14 protein-coding genes are annotated in these 16,119 nt (G+C 70.5%); 3 read left to right on the forward strand and 11 right to left on the reverse strand.

The window, feature by feature from the left end:
* Positions 1 to 118 precede the first annotated feature (118 nt).
* A complete protein-coding gene (locus MQP27_RS24305; protein WP_242767497.1) occupies positions 119 to 2,278 on the forward strand; it encodes a phosphoinositide-specific phospholipase C-related protein in 2,160 nt (719 codons plus the stop codon).
* 12 nt (positions 2,279 to 2,290) lie between these two features.
* On the opposite strand, the gene MQP27_RS24310 is transcribed toward MQP27_RS24305, so the two are convergent.
* The 10 genes from MQP27_RS24310 to MQP27_RS24355 all read right to left on the reverse strand — a co-directional run bounded on the left by MQP27_RS24310 (position 2,291) and on the right by MQP27_RS24355 (position 12,746).
* Positions 2,291 to 2,890 carry an FxLYD domain-containing protein gene (locus tag MQP27_RS24310; protein ID WP_242767498.1) on the reverse strand — a complete coding sequence of 200 codons (600 nt, stop codon included), beginning with the start codon at positions 2,888 to 2,890 and terminating at the stop codon, positions 2,291 to 2,293.
* Positions 2,891 to 2,949: 59 nt separating this feature from the next.
* A complete protein-coding gene (locus tag MQP27_RS24315; RefSeq protein ID WP_242767499.1) occupies positions 2,950 to 3,693 on the reverse strand; it encodes a PIG-L deacetylase family protein in 744 nt (247 codons plus the stop codon).
* Positions 3,694 to 3,721: 28 nt separating this feature from the next.
* The gene (locus MQP27_RS24320) at positions 3,722 to 5,023 is read right to left on the reverse strand and encodes an alpha/beta fold hydrolase (RefSeq protein ID WP_242767500.1); all 1,302 of its coding nucleotides are present in this window, start codon (positions 5,021 to 5,023) and stop codon (positions 3,722 to 3,724) included.
* A gap of 100 nt (positions 5,024 to 5,123) precedes the next feature.
* On the reverse strand, positions 5,124 to 6,149 hold the full coding sequence (locus MQP27_RS24325; protein ID WP_242767501.1) for a LacI family DNA-binding transcriptional regulator: 1,026 nt from the start codon (positions 6,147 to 6,149) through the stop codon (positions 5,124 to 5,126).
* Between the two features lie 82 nt (positions 6,150 to 6,231).
* The gene (locus MQP27_RS24330; protein ID WP_242767502.1) at positions 6,232 to 7,644 is read right to left on the reverse strand and encodes a BNR repeat-containing protein; all 1,413 of its coding nucleotides are present in this window, start codon (positions 7,642 to 7,644) and stop codon (positions 6,232 to 6,234) included.
* A 24-nt stretch (positions 7,645 to 7,668) separates the two neighbouring features.
* On the reverse strand, positions 7,669 to 7,989 hold the full coding sequence (locus MQP27_RS24335) for an L-rhamnose mutarotase (protein ID WP_242767503.1): 321 nt from the start codon (positions 7,987 to 7,989) through the stop codon (positions 7,669 to 7,671).
* A 32-nt stretch (positions 7,990 to 8,021) separates the two neighbouring features.
* Positions 8,022 to 9,101 carry a rhamnose ABC transporter substrate-binding protein gene (gene rhaS, locus MQP27_RS24340; RefSeq protein WP_242767504.1) on the reverse strand — a complete coding sequence of 360 codons (1,080 nt, stop codon included), beginning with the start codon at positions 9,099 to 9,101 and terminating at the stop codon, positions 8,022 to 8,024.
* 30 nt (positions 9,102 to 9,131) lie between these two features.
* Positions 9,132 to 10,124 carry an ABC transporter permease gene (locus tag MQP27_RS24345; protein WP_242767505.1) on the reverse strand — a complete coding sequence of 331 codons (993 nt, stop codon included), beginning with the start codon at positions 10,122 to 10,124 and terminating at the stop codon, positions 9,132 to 9,134.
* Positions 10,117 to 11,232, reverse strand: coding sequence for an ABC transporter permease (locus MQP27_RS24350; RefSeq protein WP_242767506.1), 1,116 nt, complete (start codon positions 11,230 to 11,232; stop codon positions 10,117 to 10,119). The genes MQP27_RS24345 and MQP27_RS24350 overlap by 8 nt, the downstream gene beginning before the upstream one ends.
* Positions 11,229 to 12,746 (reverse strand): sugar ABC transporter ATP-binding protein, encoded by a 1,518-nt coding sequence (locus tag MQP27_RS24355; RefSeq protein ID WP_242767507.1) that lies wholly within the window; start codon positions 12,744 to 12,746, stop codon positions 11,229 to 11,231. The genes MQP27_RS24350 and MQP27_RS24355 overlap by 4 nt, the downstream gene beginning before the upstream one ends.
* Positions 12,747 to 13,039: 293 nt before the next feature.
* On the opposite strand from MQP27_RS24355, the gene rhaI reads away from it, so the two are divergent.
* Positions 13,040 to 14,200, forward strand: coding sequence for an L-rhamnose isomerase (gene rhaI, locus MQP27_RS24360; RefSeq protein ID WP_242767508.1), 1,161 nt, complete (start codon positions 13,040 to 13,042; stop codon positions 14,198 to 14,200).
* Positions 14,201 to 14,234: 34 nt separating this feature from the next.
* On the opposite strand, the gene MQP27_RS24365 is transcribed toward rhaI, so the two are convergent.
* Positions 14,235 to 15,077, reverse strand: a complete 843-nt coding sequence (locus MQP27_RS24365; protein ID WP_242767509.1) for a LysR family transcriptional regulator — start codon at positions 15,075 to 15,077, stop codon at positions 14,235 to 14,237.
* 162 nt (positions 15,078 to 15,239) lie between these two features.
* Between MQP27_RS24365 and MQP27_RS24370 the strand changes: the two genes are divergently transcribed.
* On the forward strand, positions 15,240 to 16,115 hold the full coding sequence (locus MQP27_RS24370; protein WP_242767510.1) for an NAD(P)H-binding protein: 876 nt from the start codon (positions 15,240 to 15,242) through the stop codon (positions 16,113 to 16,115).
* Positions 16,116 to 16,119: the final 4 nt, after the last annotated feature.

Here is a 16,119-nt window from a genome sequence, read left to right on the forward strand (position 1 = left end):
GTCCGCGGCTTGTTGATCAAATCACGCGTCCACGGGCCTCCCCACCCCGTTTTCCCCGATTGCGGCGCCCCTCCCCGAGGCGGACGATGAGGGCGTCACCGATCCAGAGGTTTCGGCCATGGCCCCGGTCCCGTCCCGCAGTCCGGCGCGCGTCGCGGCCTTCGTGCTGGCCGTCCTGTGCACGGCCGTCTGCATCGCGACGGCCACCGCCCGCAGCACGCTCGTGTCGCCCTCCTTCTACCGCTCGGTGCTCAATGACGAACGGGCGTACGACCGCCTGTACGACGAGGTCCTGGTCGATCCGCACGCCGTCGCCGTCACCCGCCCGCTGCTGGCCCGGCTGCCGGTGCCGGAGGCCCAGGTGACCTCCAACATCAAGCTGGTGCTGCCCCCGGACTCGGTCCGCGATCTCACCGGCCGGCAGATCGACGCCGTGGTCGGCTACCTCAACGGCGACCGCGACAGCCTGGTGCTGAAGGTGGACCTCGCCCCGTTCCTCGGCAACCTCAACGACCTGGCGCAGGTCTACTTCGGCGACCTCGTCTCCGGGATCCAGGACCGCGCCGAGCCCGACTTCGCCACGTTCTCCGCCGACCTGTCGGCCGCCCTGCGCGAGGTGTCCGCGGGACACGCCCCGGGGGGCCTGCCGAGCCTTCCGCTGACCGACGAGCAGGCCGGCACGGCGGCCGACGCCCTGCTGCTCGCCGTCCCCGAGGCGGAGCGGGATGCGCTGCGCACGGAGGTCCGGGCGGCGCTGGCCGACGGGGACGTGGCCACGGCCCTGGCCACCGTGGCGCCCGCCGTGGTGACCGACCGCACCCGGGACGCGGCGGCCCGCCTGCGCGCCACCGCGGGCGGCACCACCTGGAACGTCACGCAGACCCTGGCCGCCTCCGGCAACGACCTCACGGCCCTCCACCGCATACGCCCCTACACGGCCGTCGGCCTGGGGCTCGCGGAGACCCTGGCGGCCGTCCTGCTCGTCGGCTCCCTCCTGGCCCTGTGGTTCCTGAGCTCCGCACCTCCCGCCCGCCGGTTGGCCCTGCTGGGCTGGGCGATCGCCGCAGGCGGCCTGGTCGGTGCGCTGGCCGCCGCGGTCGTCCGCCTGGCCACCGGCGGACGGGTGATCGACCCGCCGTCGACCTGGCCGCCGAGCCTGGCCCGGCTGGTCGGCGACCTCCAGCACTCCGCCTTCGACCGCTTCACGACCACCGCCCTGGCCACCGCGCTGGTCCCGGTGGCGCTGGGCACCCTCCTGGCGGGCGCGGCCTGGCTGCTGGAGGTCCGCCCCCGGCCCGCCTTCTCGGTCCCCCGCATCCGCGGCCTGGGGCTCGCCGCGAGCGGCGCGGCCGTCGCCGGAATCCTGCTGGTCCCGCTGACGGCCGGTGCGGGCGCACCCCGGCTGTGCGAGGGACAGGCCCGGCTGTGCGACCGGCCCTACGACGAGGTCGCCTATCTCACCTCCCACAACGCCATGTCGACCACGGTCGACCGGTTCATCGGCCCGCTCCAGGACCCCGGCATCACGGCCCAGTTGGACGACGGCGTGCGCGCGCTGCAGCTCGACACCTACCGCTGGGAGCGGCCCGACGAGGTCGCCGGGCGGCTGGCCGACTCCGACTTCACGCCCGAGCAGCGGGAGTTCATCGCGGCCGCCGTCGCCAAGCTCAACCCGCCGCGCGAGGGACTCTGGCTGTGTCACGCGGTGTGCCGGGCCGGCGCGATCGAACTGGTGCCCGCGCTCAAGCAGCTCGGCGACTGGATGCGGGCCCATCCGACGGAGGTCGTGACCCTGATCGTCCAGGACGCGATCAGGGGCGAGGACACCGAAAAGGCCTTCGCCCAGGCCGGGTTGACCGATCTCGTGCACACCCCGGACGCCGATCCCGCGAAGCCCTGGCCGACCCTGGGCGAGCTGATCGACAGCGGGCGGCGGCTGGTCGTCTTCGCCGAGCAGGCCGACGGACCGGCGGCCTGGTACCGGAACTTCTACCGCTACGGCATGGAGACGCCGTTCGCGTTCCGCACCCCGTCGGAGATGAGCTGCGTTCCGCACCGAGGCGGCACCGGCAAACGGCTGTTCCTGCTCAACCACTTCATCACGGCCGACGGCGGCAGCCGCCTGGACGCGGGGGAGGTCAACGCCCGCCGGTTCGTGCTCGACCGGGTTCACCGGTGCGAGCGCGAGCGGGGCAGGCCGGTGAACTTCATCGCCGTGGACTACGCGACGATCGGCGACGCGCAGGGCGCGGTGCACGCGCTCAACGCCGACCGCTGACCGCCGTACGCCTCAATACCGTTGTGCCTTCACCAGTTTCGGGGTCAGTACCGGCTCGGGAGGCTTGCGGCTGATGGCGAGCGGCTGGGCCTTCTCGCCGGGTTCGAGGTCCTCCGCGCCGACATAGCGGGTCTCGACCGTCTTGCCCGAGGAGTCGAGGAAGTCGACCTGGACGGCGTACGACGCCTTCTTGTCGGTCTTGTTGGTGATGGTGACGACGACGGCGAGCAGTCCGGCGGTCTGGGCGCGCGGCTTTCCGGTGATGGCGACCTCGGACATGGCGTTGCCCTGCCCCTGTACGTCCTTCAGCTCGCTCTGGGCGGCCTTGTTGGCGCGCTCGACCTCGGCCGAGACGGAGGCCTCGAAGGAGGCCGCCGCCGCGGAGGCCGACGACGCCGCCGCGGAGGCGGAGGCGCGCGCCGACGCGACGGCGGAGGCGGCCTTGGACTCCAGCGCGGACGGCGTGTTGCCCGAGAAGGAGGCGGTGTCGGGCGCCGTCGGCCGCGCCGACGGCGAGCTGGAGCCGCCGCTGTCGTCGCTGCTGCACGACACCACCAGCACGCCGCTCGCCAGGGCAGCGGCCACGGCCAGATGCACTGTCCTCGTATTCACGAAATGAACCATATGCCGGAATATTCGGGCGGGCATGTCGTCGCCCGCCCCTCCGGGGCCTACCGGGCGAACACCTCGAAGGCCACGGCCGGCTTCCCGCCGAACCGCTCGGCCGTCCGCTCGGCGCCCGCCGTCAGGAAGCCACGGACGTACGTCTCCGGGTCCTCGTCGGTCAGTGCCTCGATGTAGCTGCGGTGTTCGAGCAGCGAGCCCACCGCGCGCTCCAGTCCGGGCGTCGCGTCCACGGCGTGCGTGGGCGAGGCGGAGCCGGCGATGGCGACCCAGCGGACGCCGGTCCAGGGCTCCAGGCCCTGCTCGACGAGCTCGGGGAAGATCCAGCGGTTGCCGGCGTCGGCCGCGGCGTCCAGGGTGGCCCGGCCGACCGCCACGTGGTCGGGGGTGTTCCAGGCGAAACCGCCCCAGGTGTCGCGGTGGTTGAGGGTGATGACCAGTTCGGGCCGGTGCCTGCGGATCGCGGCGGCGATGTCCCGGCGCAGGCCGAGCCCGTACTCGATGACACCGTCCTTGTGGTCGAGGAACTCCACCGTCGACACGCCCACGACGGCCGCGCTGGCCCGTTGCTCCCGTTCGCGCAGCGGGCCGCACTTCTCGGGTTCCAGCGAGTCGATGCCGGCCTCGCCGCGGGTCGCGAGCAGATAGGCGACCTCGCGGCCCTCGTCGGTCCAGGCGGCGACGGCCGCCGCACAGCCGTACTCGAGGTCGTCCGGGTGGGCGACGACGGCGAGGGCGCGCTGCCAGTCGGTGGGCATGGGCTGGAGTTGAGTGATCGTCGGCTCGGTCATGGTCGCAGGTTAGCCCGGAAAGGTGATCTCATGCCTCGTCCCTGGTGAGGGCGAGCAGCCGGTCCAGGACCCGGGGGCCGCCGGCCCGTACGCCGTCGTGCTCGAACTCGTTCGTCACCCAGGTGCGCAGCCCCCGGATCACGCGCGCCGTCTCCAGGGCGTGGGTGGTGTCGACGTACATGTCGTCGTGGTAGACGGCTGCCGCGACCGGGACCTCGTTGACGGCGAGGCGCGCGGGGTCGTAGAGGGGGGTCCAGTCGGTGCGGGCGGCGAGGAGTTCACCGGTCTCGCGCAGCGGGCGCAGGGCCGGGTCGACGTCGAACATCCAGGGGTGGATCGATTCGCCGGTGAACAGGAGCGGTCCGTCGCCCGCGAGGGCCTTGGCCGCGTCGAACTGCGGGAACTCGGCGCGCACCCGCTCGGCCGACCAGGCCGTGGGGCGCTCGTCCTGACCGTAGGCCGCCTCGTGGACGAGGGCGTAGAGGGGGTGGCTCGCGTACGACAGGAGCGCCTGTACGTCCTCCTGGAAGGCATCGGCGAGTTCGGTGCCGCGCGGGGTGCGGACGAAGGGCTCCTCCAGGAGGTGGTGCAGGCGGTGACTGCCCTCGCTGCCGCCGAGGAGGATGCCGAGGGACTGGAAGGCCTCGGCGGTGAGGCGGTAGCCGTTCGGCAGGGTCACCTCGTGGTGGAGGAGGTGGTCGGCGATGCGGCGGGCGCGTGCGACGTCCTGCGGGTAGCGGGCGTAGTGCGCGGCGACCTTGCGTTCGATGCGGGGGTAGGCGGCCCGGTAGACGTCGTCGGCGTGCGCGTCGAGGGAGGGCAGGCCGCCGGTGATGACGGCCGCGGCAAGGCCTTCGGGCGCGGTGGACAGGTAGTTGACCGTGCAGAAGCCGCCGAAGCTCTGGCCGAGGACAGTCCAGGGGGCGCCGCCGGTGACCTGCGGGCGGATGGCCTCGCAGTCGCGGACGATGGAGTCGGCGCGGAAGTGCGTGAGGTAGTCGGCCTGTTCGGCGGGGCCGCCGCGCAGCGGGAGGGTCTGACGGTTGGCGGGGGTGGAGTGACCGGTGCCGCGCTGGTCCAGGAGGAGGACGCGGTACTCCTTGAGGGCGCGGCCGAGCCAGGACGGCTTACCGATGAAACGGTTCGCCCCGAAGCCCGGGCCGCCCTGAAGATAGAGCAACCAGGGCAGGTCCTGGCGGGCTTTCTCACCGGCGACGACCTCGCGGGCGTAGAGCTCGATGCTCTCCCCCGCCGGGTCGTCGTGGTCGAGGGGCACGGTGAAGTGGCGGTCGGTGAGGACGACACCCGGCTGGCGGTACGTGGCGGTCAACAGGGCTCCAGGGACGGACGGTTTTCGGGCCGCGTCCCACTTCATCACAAGTTCGTCCGCCCGCCGACCCCGGGATCATGAAATCGTACTGAACGGTGGCTCAGCGGGCCGAGAGGCTGGAGCGACGTACGACCAGCTCCGGCTGGAGGACGACGCGCCGGTGATCGTGCCGCTTGGTGCCGGTCTCCGCCTCGGTCTCCTCCAGGAGGAGTTCCGCGGCCAGGGCGCCCATGGTGACGGCGGGCTGGCGTACGGAGGTCAGCGGGACGGCCGCGGCGGCGGCGAACTCGATGTCGTCGTAGCCGACGATGGCGAGGTCGTCGGGGACCGTTATCCCGGCCGCGTACATGGCCTGAAGGACGCCCAGGGCGAGGAGGTCGTTGGCGCAGAAGACGGCGGTGGGGCGGTCGGCGAGGCCGAGCAGGCGGGCGCCCGCGTCGCGGCCCGCGGCCACGTCGAGGCGCTCGGTGGGCAGTTCGCGCAGGCACTCGGGGCCGAGCCCGGCCTCGGCGAGCGCGTTCAGGGCGCCGGTGCGGCGGTCGCGGACCTGGTTGAGTCCGGGCGGGCCGCTGACGTAGGCGATGGAGCGGTGCCCGGCGTCGATCAGATGGCGTACGGCCAGCGCGCCGCCCGCCACGTCGTCGACGGAGACGGAGCACTCGGTGGTGCCCTCGGCGACCCGGTCGACCAGCACGAAGGGGATGTTGTGCCGCCGGAACGTGTCGATGTTGCGGCCGGAGGCGTCGGTGGGGGTGAGCAGCACGCCGCGCACCCGCTGCTCGGCGAAGAGCGACAGGTAGTCGGCCTCCTCGCCGGCGCTCTGTGCGCTGTTGCAGACCATCACGCCGAGCCCGGCCTCGCGCGCGGCGCGCTCGGCACCGCGGGCCACGTCGACGAAGAACGGGTTGCCCATGTCCAGGACGAGCAGCCCCATGATCCGGCTGCGGCCCGCGCGCAGCTGGCGCGCGGACTCGCTGCGGACGTAGCCGAGCCGGTCGATCGCGGACTGCACCCGTGCCCGGGTCTCCGTGGCGACCGTGTCCGGACGGTTGATCACGTTCGACACCGTGCCGACGGAGACTCCGGCGGCACGGGCGACGTCCTTGATACCCACCGACTGGGCCATCAGGCAGGGACCTCCAGTAGAACGCGGAGCGGCGGGAAGAGGACCTTCACATTACCGCCATCGCCCCGCACGTCAGCGCCGGTCACGCGGGCAGCGCGAAGTCGACGACATGGAGTGCCGAGGGGGTCGTACCGCTCGACTTCTCCTGGTACATGAACGACAGCACGTTGTCCGCCCTGATCCGCGGTTCGTCGATGACGACCTCGCCGAAGGCGTTGAGGTCGCTGCCGTCGTACAGCAGGGTCCAGTCGGTGTACCCGGAGGACTTCGACGCGCCGGCGATCCGGCCGTACGGGAAGACCGCGTAGGCGTTGTCGTACTTGTCCAGGACCAGCTTGGTGCGCTGGCTGGAATTGAGGGCGACCGGGATCTCCGTCTTCTGCCAGGTTCCGGAGGAGTTCTTGCGGACGTGGAAGGCGCGGCCGTTTGCGGTGCGGTCGCTGACGTAATCGGTGGTGCACTGGCCGAAGCGGCCGGGGACGTAGCTGATGATCGCGTGCGGAAGGCCGGTGGAGTCGGTCCACTGGCTCTCCTGGTTCATCAGGGAGTGGTCCGGGTTGAGGGAGTCGACGACCAGGCCGGAGTCGGTGACGGCGACGGTGTCCGAGGTGCCGGTGGTGGCGACCAGGGTGCCGGCGTCGTTGCGCCAGGTGCGGCCGCGGTCGGTCGAGTAGACGTAACCGGTGTCGTGGTTGGTGATGCCACCGCTGTTGCACATCACGGCGGCGTTCTGCTCACGCCAGGTGAAGAAGGCGTGCAGCCGTCCGTCGACGTCGTAGTCGATGCCGTGCAGATACATGTTGCGGGCGGTCGAGGAGCCGTGCGAGCTGGTGTACGTGCCCGTCGAGCCGGACCACTCCCCCAGTGCCGTCCAGGTCGAACCGTCGTACTCCGCGAGGGCGTTGCGGCCGTTGCCGGAGATGCCGACCCGGTAGCTGAGCTGGAGCTTGCCCTCGGGCGTGGCGACGAACTGCGGGTACGTGAACTGTGTGGTGAGGGCGAGCCCGTCCAACGAGGTCTGGACGGAGCCGAAAACGGATGAGGTCCAGGCCGTGGAGCCGGGGTTGTCCAGCAGCCCCGCCACCGACTTCACATAGAAGTAGCCGTCGCTGTGGGAGTCCATGTTGATGTGCAGGCGGCCGTCGACCTTGGAGACGCCCATGGAGATGACGTTGTGCGAGTCGCTGCTCTTGAGCTGGTGGGACAGGGTGACCGTGGACCAGCTCGAACCGCCCAGCACCCGGCGGGCGATGACCGCGTACTTGGTGGAGGTGTACCAGGCGGCGTACTGGTAGCCCTTGTACGTGAACAGGCCGTTCTTCTGGAACGAGTTGTTGTTCACCAGGCCGTCGTAGGAGACGAAGAACACGGCCTGCGAGTCGAGTTGAGTGCTGCCCGTCTTACTGACCGAGGGGCCGGGATCGGCGGCCCGTGCGATGCCCGGTGTTGCCACGGCGGCCAGTATCGCCGACGCGAGCACGGTGCGTCTTCTCATGAGCGGCTCCGGAAGAGGGGGACGTCAGGCGAGGTGGAACACTTCGGTGAGCGGTTTCATGGCCTCGTCGGGCCGGGCGCCGTCCAGCGACTCGAAGAACGGCGCCATCTCCGCCTGCCAGCGGGCGTTGACCTCGGTGGCCTCCATGCCGGCCTGGGCGGCGGCGAAGTCCTCGGTCTCCAGGTAGCCCACGAGGAGGCCGTCGTCGCGCAGGAAGAGGGAGTAGTTGTGCCAGCCGGTGGCGGAGAGCGCCTGGAGCATCTCCGGCCACACGGCGGCGTGTCTTTCGCGGTACTCGGCGAGCCGGTCCTCGCGGACCTTGAGGAGGAAACAGACGCGCTGCATGAAGTACCAGCTCCCGAACGGGACGTAGGGGCCTAGAAGTTGAACTGGTCGATGTTCTTGGCGTTGAACACGGTGGGCTTGCCGAGGGTGATCACGCCGTCCTTGCCGATGGTGTACTCGGTGGAGCCGGCCTTGAAGGTCTCGCCCTCCTTGCCGGTGATCTGACCGGAGGCCAGCGCGACGGCGGTGCGGGCGGCGAGGTCGCCGAGCTTGGCCGGGTCCCACAGCTCGAACGCCTCGACGGTCCCGTTCTTGACGTAGGTGCGCATGTCGTTGGGGGTGCCGAGGCCGGTCAGCTTGACCTTGCCCTTGTACTTGGAGCCGGACAGGTACTGGGCGGCGGCCTTGATGCCGACGGTGGTCGGGGAGATGATCCCCTTCAGGTTCGGGTACTGCTGGAGCAGGCCCTGGGTCTGCTGGAAGGACTGCTGGGCGTCGTCGTTGCCGTAGGCGATCTTGACGAGCTTGACGTTCTTGTACTTGGGGTCCTTCAGCTCGTCCTTCATGTACCCGATCCAGGTGTTCTGGTTCGTGGCGGTCTGGGCGGCGGACAGGATGGCGATCTCGCCCTTGTAGCCGATCTGTTCGGCGAGCAGCTGCACCTCGGTGCGGCCGAGGTCCTCGGCGGAGGCCTGCGAGACGAAGGCGTTGCGGCAGTCGGCCTTGGTGTCGGAGTCGTAGGTGACGACCTTGATGCCGTTCTTCATGGCCGTCTTCAGCGCGGTGCACAGCGCGCCCGGGTCCTGCGCGGACACGGCCATCGCGTTGACCTGCTGCTGGGTGAGCGTGTTGACGTAGGAGACCTGCCCGGAGGTGTCCGTGGCGCTGGAGGGGCCGACCTCCTTGTACTTGCTGCCCAGTTCGGTGAGCGCCTTCTCGCCGCCCTTGTCGGCGGAGGTGAAGTACGGGTTGTTGACCTGCTTGGGCAGGAACCCGACGGTCAGCCCCTTCTTGAGCGCCGCGTTCGGGTTGGCCTTGGCGGTGGAGGTGGCCGCCGAGTCGTCGCTCTTGGAGTTGTTCTTGGTGGTCCCGCCGCAGGCGGTGAGGGCGAGGGCGAAAGAGGTTCCGGCGGCGAGGGCCGCGCAGGCACGGCGAAGGGATGACTTGCGCATGGTGAAGGTCCTTTACGAGGAAGAGCGGAGTTACGACGTCGGAGTCGAGGCGGCGGCTCTGCGTCCCGCCCTCGCTACGGAGATCTGCCGTGCGACCCGGGGGCCGAGCACGGAGATGACGAGCAGGACGCCGGTGACGACGATCTGCGACTGGGCGGAGACGTTCAGGAGGCTCATCACGTTCTGCAGCGCTCCGAGCAGGAAGACCCCGGCGACGGCACCGCCCAACGTGCCCTTGCCGCCGTCGAAGTCGATCCCGCCGAGCAACACCGCCGCCACGACGGACAGTTCGAGCCCGGTCGCGTTGTCGTACCGCGCACTGGCGTAGTGCAGCGCCCAGAAGATCCCGGTGAGCGAGGCCATCAGCCCGGTCACCGTGAACAGGATCAGCTTGTGCCGCTTGACGCGGATCCCGGCGAACCGCGCCGCCTCCTCGTTCGCGCCGATCGCGAACAGCGACCGCCCGAACGGCGTGGCGTGCAGCACCACGACGGCGATGACCAGCAGCACCAGGAAGGGCAGGAAGGCCTGCGGGAGGAAGCTGTTCCCGACGCGTCCGGCCGCGAAGTCCAGGTACTGCGAGGGGAAGTCGGTCACCGCGTCGGAGCCGAGCACGATCTGGGCGATGCCCCGGTAGGCGGCGAGGGTGCCGATGGTGACGGCGAGGGAGGGCAGTCCGAGCCGGGTCACCAGCAGACCGTTGACCAGCCCGCACACCACACCCAGCAGCAGGCACAGCGGGATGATCGTCTCGATCGCCATGCCCTCGTTCCACAGCTTGCCCATCACCGCGCCGGACAGGCCGGCCGTCGAGGCGACGGACAGGTCGATCTCGCCGGAGACGACGAGCAGGGTCATCGGCAGGGCGATCAGGGCGATGGGCAGGGTGTTGCCGATCAGGAAGGACAGGTTGAGCGCGTTCCCGAAGCCGTCGACGGTGCCGAACGACAGCAGCAGGAGGACCACGAGGAGGGCGCCGACGACCGTGTCCCAGCGGATCGCGCGCGTCAAGGACTCAGGCATGGCCGGCATTCCCCTTCTTCGCGGCCGAACTCTGCGCAGCCGAACTCTGCGCAACCGAGTTCTTCACGGCCGAGTTCTTCGCGGCCGTCTTCTTCAGGGTGGAGGCCACCCGCAGGGCGACGATCCGGTCGACCGCGATGGCGAGGATGAGCAGGATGCCGTTGATCGCGAGCACCCAGACGGAGCTGACGCCGAGGGCGGGCAGCACGCTGTTGATGGAGGTCAGCAGCAGCGCGCCGAGTGCCGCGCCGTACACGCTGCCGGAGCCGCCGGTGAAGACCACGCCACCGACCACGACCGCGCTGACCACGGTGAGTTCGTAGCCGTTGCCGGTGCTGGAGTCGACGTTGCCGAAGCGGGCCAGGTACATCGCACCCGCGAGGCCGGCCAGGCCGCCACAGAAGGTGTACGCGGCGAGGATCCGCTTGCGCACCGGGATGCCGGCGAGCCGCGCCGCCTCCGGGTTGGAGCCGAGGGCGTACAACTCCCGCCCGCTGCCGAAGTGTTTGAGGTAGTACGCCGTCGCCACCAGCACCGCCAGCGCGATGAGCGCCAGCCAGGGCACCGCCGAGATGCCGCCGGAGCCGAAGTCGACGAAGCCGCCGGGCAGGTCGGCCGCGGTGATCTGGCGGGAGCCGACCCAGATGGAGTCGATGCCGCGGATGATGTAGAGCGTGCCGAGGGTGACGACGAGGGCGGGCACCTGGCCGAGGCTGACGAGGAGGCCGTTGAGCAGGCCGAAGCCGATGCCCATCAGCATCGCCAGCAGGATGGCGACCACCGCGTTGCCGCCGCCGTGCAGGAAGTCGCCGGCGGCGAAGGCGCAGATGCCGAGCGTGGAGCCGACCGACAGGTCGACGTTCCGCGTGATCACCACGAGCGCCTGCCCGGTGGCGACCAGCACCAGGATGGTCGCGTTCAGCAGCAGGTCCTTGATGCCCTGCTCGGACAGGAAGTCGCTGTTGCCGATCTGGGTGATGACGATCATCACCAGGAAGACGACCAGGATGGCGAGTTCGCGCATCTTGAAGACGCGGTCGACGAGCCGGGTGCCGCTGGATTTGGGCACCTCGGCGACGGGGGTTTCGCTGGGTGTGGTCACCGTCATGCGGCGGCCCTCCCGGTGGCTGCGGCCATCACGGTTTCCTCGGTGGCTTCGGCGCGTGGGATCTCTGCGGTGAGGCGGCCCTCGTGCATCACGAGCACGCGGTCGGCCATGCCGAGGATCTCGGGCAGGTCGGAGGAGATCATCAGGACGGCGACACCGTCCGCGGCCAGCTCGCCGAGCAGCCGGTGCACCTCGGCCTTGGTGCCGACGTCGATGCCGCGGGTGGGCTCGTCGACGATCAGCACCCTGGGGCCGGTGGCGAGCCACTTGGCGAGGACGACCTTCTGCTGGTTGCCGCCGGACAGCGTGGAGACGGCGTCGGCGATCCGCGCGTACTTGACCTGGAGCTTGACGGCCCAGTCGAGGGACCGGCTGCGCTCGGCGCCGCGGTCGACGAGGCCCGCCCGGACGGTCGTCCGCAGGCCGGTCAGGCCGATGTTGCGCTCGATGGACATGTCCATCACCAGGCCCTGGGCGCGCCGGTCCTCGGGGACGAGCGCGAGCCCGGCGGCCATGGCGGTGGACGGGGCGCCGTTGACCAGCTTGCGCCCCTGCACCTCGACCTCGCCGCCGTCCCACCGGTCGATGCCGAAGACGGCCCGGGCCACCTCGGTGCGACCGGCGCCGACCAGGCCCGCGAGACCCACGATCTCGCCGTGCCGGACCTCGAAGGACACGTCGGTGAAGACACCCTCGCGGGTCAATCGCCTTACGCTCAGGGCCACTTGACCCGGCTTGACGTCCTTCTTGGGGTACAGCTCGTCGAGGTCGCGGCCGACCATGCGCCGTACGAGATCGTCCTCGGTCATGCCGTCGACCGGCTCGCTGGAGATCAGCGCGCCGTCGCGCAGGGTCGTCACCCGCCCGCAGATCTCGAAGATCTCCTCGAGGCGGTGCGAGATGAACAGCACGGCAGCGCCCTGCTCGCGCAGGGTGCGGACGACGCCGAAGAGGCGGGCGACCTCGCTGCCGGTGAGGGCCGCGGTCGGCTCGTCCATGATCAGGACGCGGGCCTCGAAGGAGAGCGCCTTGGCGATCTCGACGATCTGCTGGTCGGCGATGGACAGGCCGCGGGCCGGGCGGTCGGGGTCGAGTTCGACGCCGAGGCGCCGCATCAGCGCCAGGGTCGCGGCATGCGTGGCCTTGTGGTCGATGCGGCCGAGGGCGCGCCGGGGCTGACGGCCCATGAAGATGTTCTCGGCGATCGAAAGGTCGGGGAAGAGCGTGGGCTCCTGGTAGATCACGGCGATGCCGGCGTCGCGGGCGTCGCCGGGGCCGTGGAAGACGACCGGTTCGCCGTCGAGCAGCACCCGGCCGGCGTCCGGCCGGTGCACGCCTGCAAGGGTCTTGATCAGGGTCGACTTGCCCGCGCCGTTCTCGCCGGCGAGTGCGTGCACCTCGCCGGGGAACAACTCCAGGGACACGTCACGCAGGGCGCGTACGGCCCCGAAGGACTTGGAGATGTCCTCCAGCGCCAGCACCGGGGCCGGACCCGCGTCGGACGGGTGGGTCATGAGGGGCTCCTCGACGACGCCCGGGAGGCCTCCGGGAGGCCCTCACGACGTCGTGAAAGGTTTCAACTTGGTTGCCGGGACGTTAGGCGCGCGGGAGATGTCACGTCAATGGGTCGAGCCCGAAAAAGTTTCGAGACTTCTTCGAGAGCCAAAGGTCACGGTCGGGATACAGGCAACAGGGCCTGCGCGAATGCTTGACACCCCTTCGGGAGACTCTTAGCTTGCCCTTCTGAATCGATTCATCCAGACACAGTGCAGAAGCTGTTCCGGACCGACGTCACAGGAGCCCTGAAGTGACCGAGCTCGCCGCGGTGAAGGCCGCGCTCAAGACCCAGGCAGTCGAGACGCCGTCGTGGGCGTACGGGAACTCGGGCACCCGGTTCAAGGTGTTCGCCCAGCAGGGCGTTCCGCGTGACCCCCGGGAGAAACTGGCCGACGCGGCGCAGGTGCACGCCGTCACCGGGGTGGCGCCGACGGTGGCGCTGCACATCCCGTGGGACAAGGTCGACGACTACGCCGCGCTGGCGAAGTACGCGGAGGATCTCGGGCTGAGGCTCGGGGCGATCAACTCCAACACCTTCCAGGACGACGACTACAAGCTCGGCAGCATCTGCCACGCCGATCCGGCGGTGCGGCGCAAGGCGCTGGACCACCTGCTGGAGTGCGTGGACATCATGGACGCGACCGGGTCCACGGACCTGAAGCTGTGGTTCGCCGACGGCACGAACTATCCCGGGCAGGACGACATCCGCGAGCGGCAGGATCGGCTGGCGGAGGGCCTCGCGGAGGTGTACGGGCGGCTCGGGGACGGGCAGCGGCTGCTGCTGGAGTACAAGTTCTTCGAGCCGGCGTTCTACGCGACCGACGTCCCGGACTGGGGGACGGCGTACGCGCACTGCCTGAAGCTCGGCGAGAAGGCACAGGTCGTGGTGGACACGGGGCATCACGCCCCGGGGACCAACATCGAGTTCATCGTCGCGACGCTGCTGCGGGAGGGGAAGCTGGGCGGGTTCGACTTCAACTCCCGCTTCTATGCCGACGACGATCTGATGGTGGGGGCGGCCGATCCCTTCCAGCTGTTCCGGATCATGTACGAGGTGGTCCGGGGCGGCGGGTACGGGCCCGACGTCGCGTTCATGCTCGACCAGTGCCACAACATCGAGCCGAAGATCCCGGCGATCATCCGGTCGGTGATGAACGTGCAGGAGGCCACGGCGAAGGCGCTGCTGGTCGACCGGGAGGCGCTGGCGGTGGCTCAGCGGGAAGGTGACGTGCTGGAGGCCAACGCGGTCCTGATGGACGCGTACAACACGGATGTGCGGCCGCTGCTCGCCGAGGTGCGGGGGGAGATGGGGTTGGACGCGGATCCGATGGGGGCGTATCGGCGGTCCGGGTGGGCCGCGAAGATCGTCGAGGAGCGGGTCGGGGGGCAGCAGGCCGGGTGGGGGGCCTGAGCCGGCTCCTCGTCTGCCGTGTGTTGTCGGCGCCTCAACGCAGTGAGGTCGCGGCGCGGATCAGCGCCGCCGTTGCCGTTGAGCGGGAGTGCTGGGGCCAGGCGATCGACAGGGTGGCCGGTGGGGCGTCCGGGAGTTTGCGGTAGGCGACTCCCGGGCGGGGGTAGCGGGTCGTGACCGATTCCGGGAGGAGGGTCACGATCTCGCCCAGTTCCACGAGGGTGAGCAGCTGGGGCAGGTCCGCGATCCCGTGCCGCTCGACGATCGTGTCGAGGTAGCGGGCCAGGCCGTGCGGGTTGCCCTCTTCCACACCCGGGAGGGCCAGGTCGGCGAGGGTCAGGTCCGTACGGGACGCCAGGGGGTGGGTGGCTGGGATGGCGGCGACCCGGGGTTCGACGGTCACCGTCTCGGCGTCCAGGCCCGTGCGGTCGAAGGGTTCGTAGAGGAGGGCCGCGTCCGCCTCACCCGCGCGCAGCAGCCGGGCCTGATCGCCCCAGCCGGAGAGGCGGATCGTGACGGGGCGGGCCGCGGGCTCGGTGGCGTAGCGGGCCAGGATGGACTCCAGCAGGCCCGCCTCGCCGTCGGCCTTGACCGCCAGGACCAGCTTGGGGTGCGGATCGGCGGCGCGCTGGGCCCGCCGGACGGCCGCGTGCAGGGCGTCCAGGGCGAACCGGGCCTCGGTCAGCAGGACCGTGCCGGGCGGGGTGAGGGTCACGCTGTGCGTCGTGCGCTCGAAGAGGGTGACGCCCAGGTCCGCTTCGAGCTTGCGGATGGCCCGTGACAGGGGCGGGGCGGAGATGCCCAGCCGTTCGGCGGCGCGGGCGAAGTTGAGCTCCTCCGCGACGGCGACGAAGTAGCGCAGTGACCGGGACTCCATGGCCTGGCACCTCCGATTCGGTATGACCCAGAGGGTAACAAGCGGGATCCGGGCGGTCCTTCCGTCTCCGCGGGCCCCGGCGCAGGATCGGTGCAGAGCGGTCACCGGGCGTCCGGCCCGGGTCTCAACCGCCTTTCCGGTCAACCCTCTTGGAGCTTCCGCATGCTTGTCATCACCACGCCCACCGGTCAGATCGGACGGCAGGTCGTCGACGGTCTCCTCGACGGCGAGGAACCGGTCCGGGTGATCGCGCGCGATCCCGCCCGGCTCTCCCCCGCCGTGCGCGACCGCGTCGAGGTCGTCCAGGGTTCGCATCGGGACCCCGATGTCCTCATGAAGGCGTTCGTGGGCGCGGACGCCGTGTTCTGGCTGGTGCCACCGGACCCGGCCGCACCGGACGTCCTCGCGCACGTCCTCGACCCGACCCGGGCGGCGTGCGAGGCGATCGCCGGCCACGGCGTCCAGCGGGTCGTCGCCGTCTCGACCATGGGCCGCGGCATCGAGAAGAACGCCGGTCTGCTGTCGGCGGCCCAAGCCGGTGAGGACCTGATGGCGGGGACGGGTGCGCGGTTCCGGGCGCTGCGCCCGGCGGGCTTCATGGAGAACCTGTTCCGGCAGCTCGACGCGATCAGGGACCGGGGCGTTCTCTTCTGGCCGTACACCGCGGACCGTACCGTCGGGCTCATCGCCACCCGGGACATCGCCGCGAAGGCCGTCGAGCTGCTGCGCGACGACTCCTGGACCGGTCAGGGCCAGGTGCCCCTGGTCAGCCCCGACACCCTCACCCCCGAGGGCGTGGCCCAGGTGGTCTCGGAAGTGCTGGAAAGGCCGGTCCGCTACCAGCAGGTCTCGCTGGACGCGCTCAGGGCGACCGCGCTGGAGCATCGCGCGAACGAGGCATGGGCACAGGCGCTCGTCGACATGACCGCGGCCCAGAACGCGGGCGTCTACGACGAGGAGCACCGCACCGCGCAGCCCGCCCCGACCGGCTTCCGGCAATGGTGCGAGGAGGTGCTCAGGCCCGCGTTCCTGGCCTGAGTGG

The sequence above is a fragment of the Streptomyces cylindrosporus genome, from assembly GCF_022698165.1.
Classification (GTDB): domain Bacteria; phylum Actinomycetota; class Actinomycetes; order Streptomycetales; family Streptomycetaceae; genus Streptomyces; species Streptomyces cylindrosporus.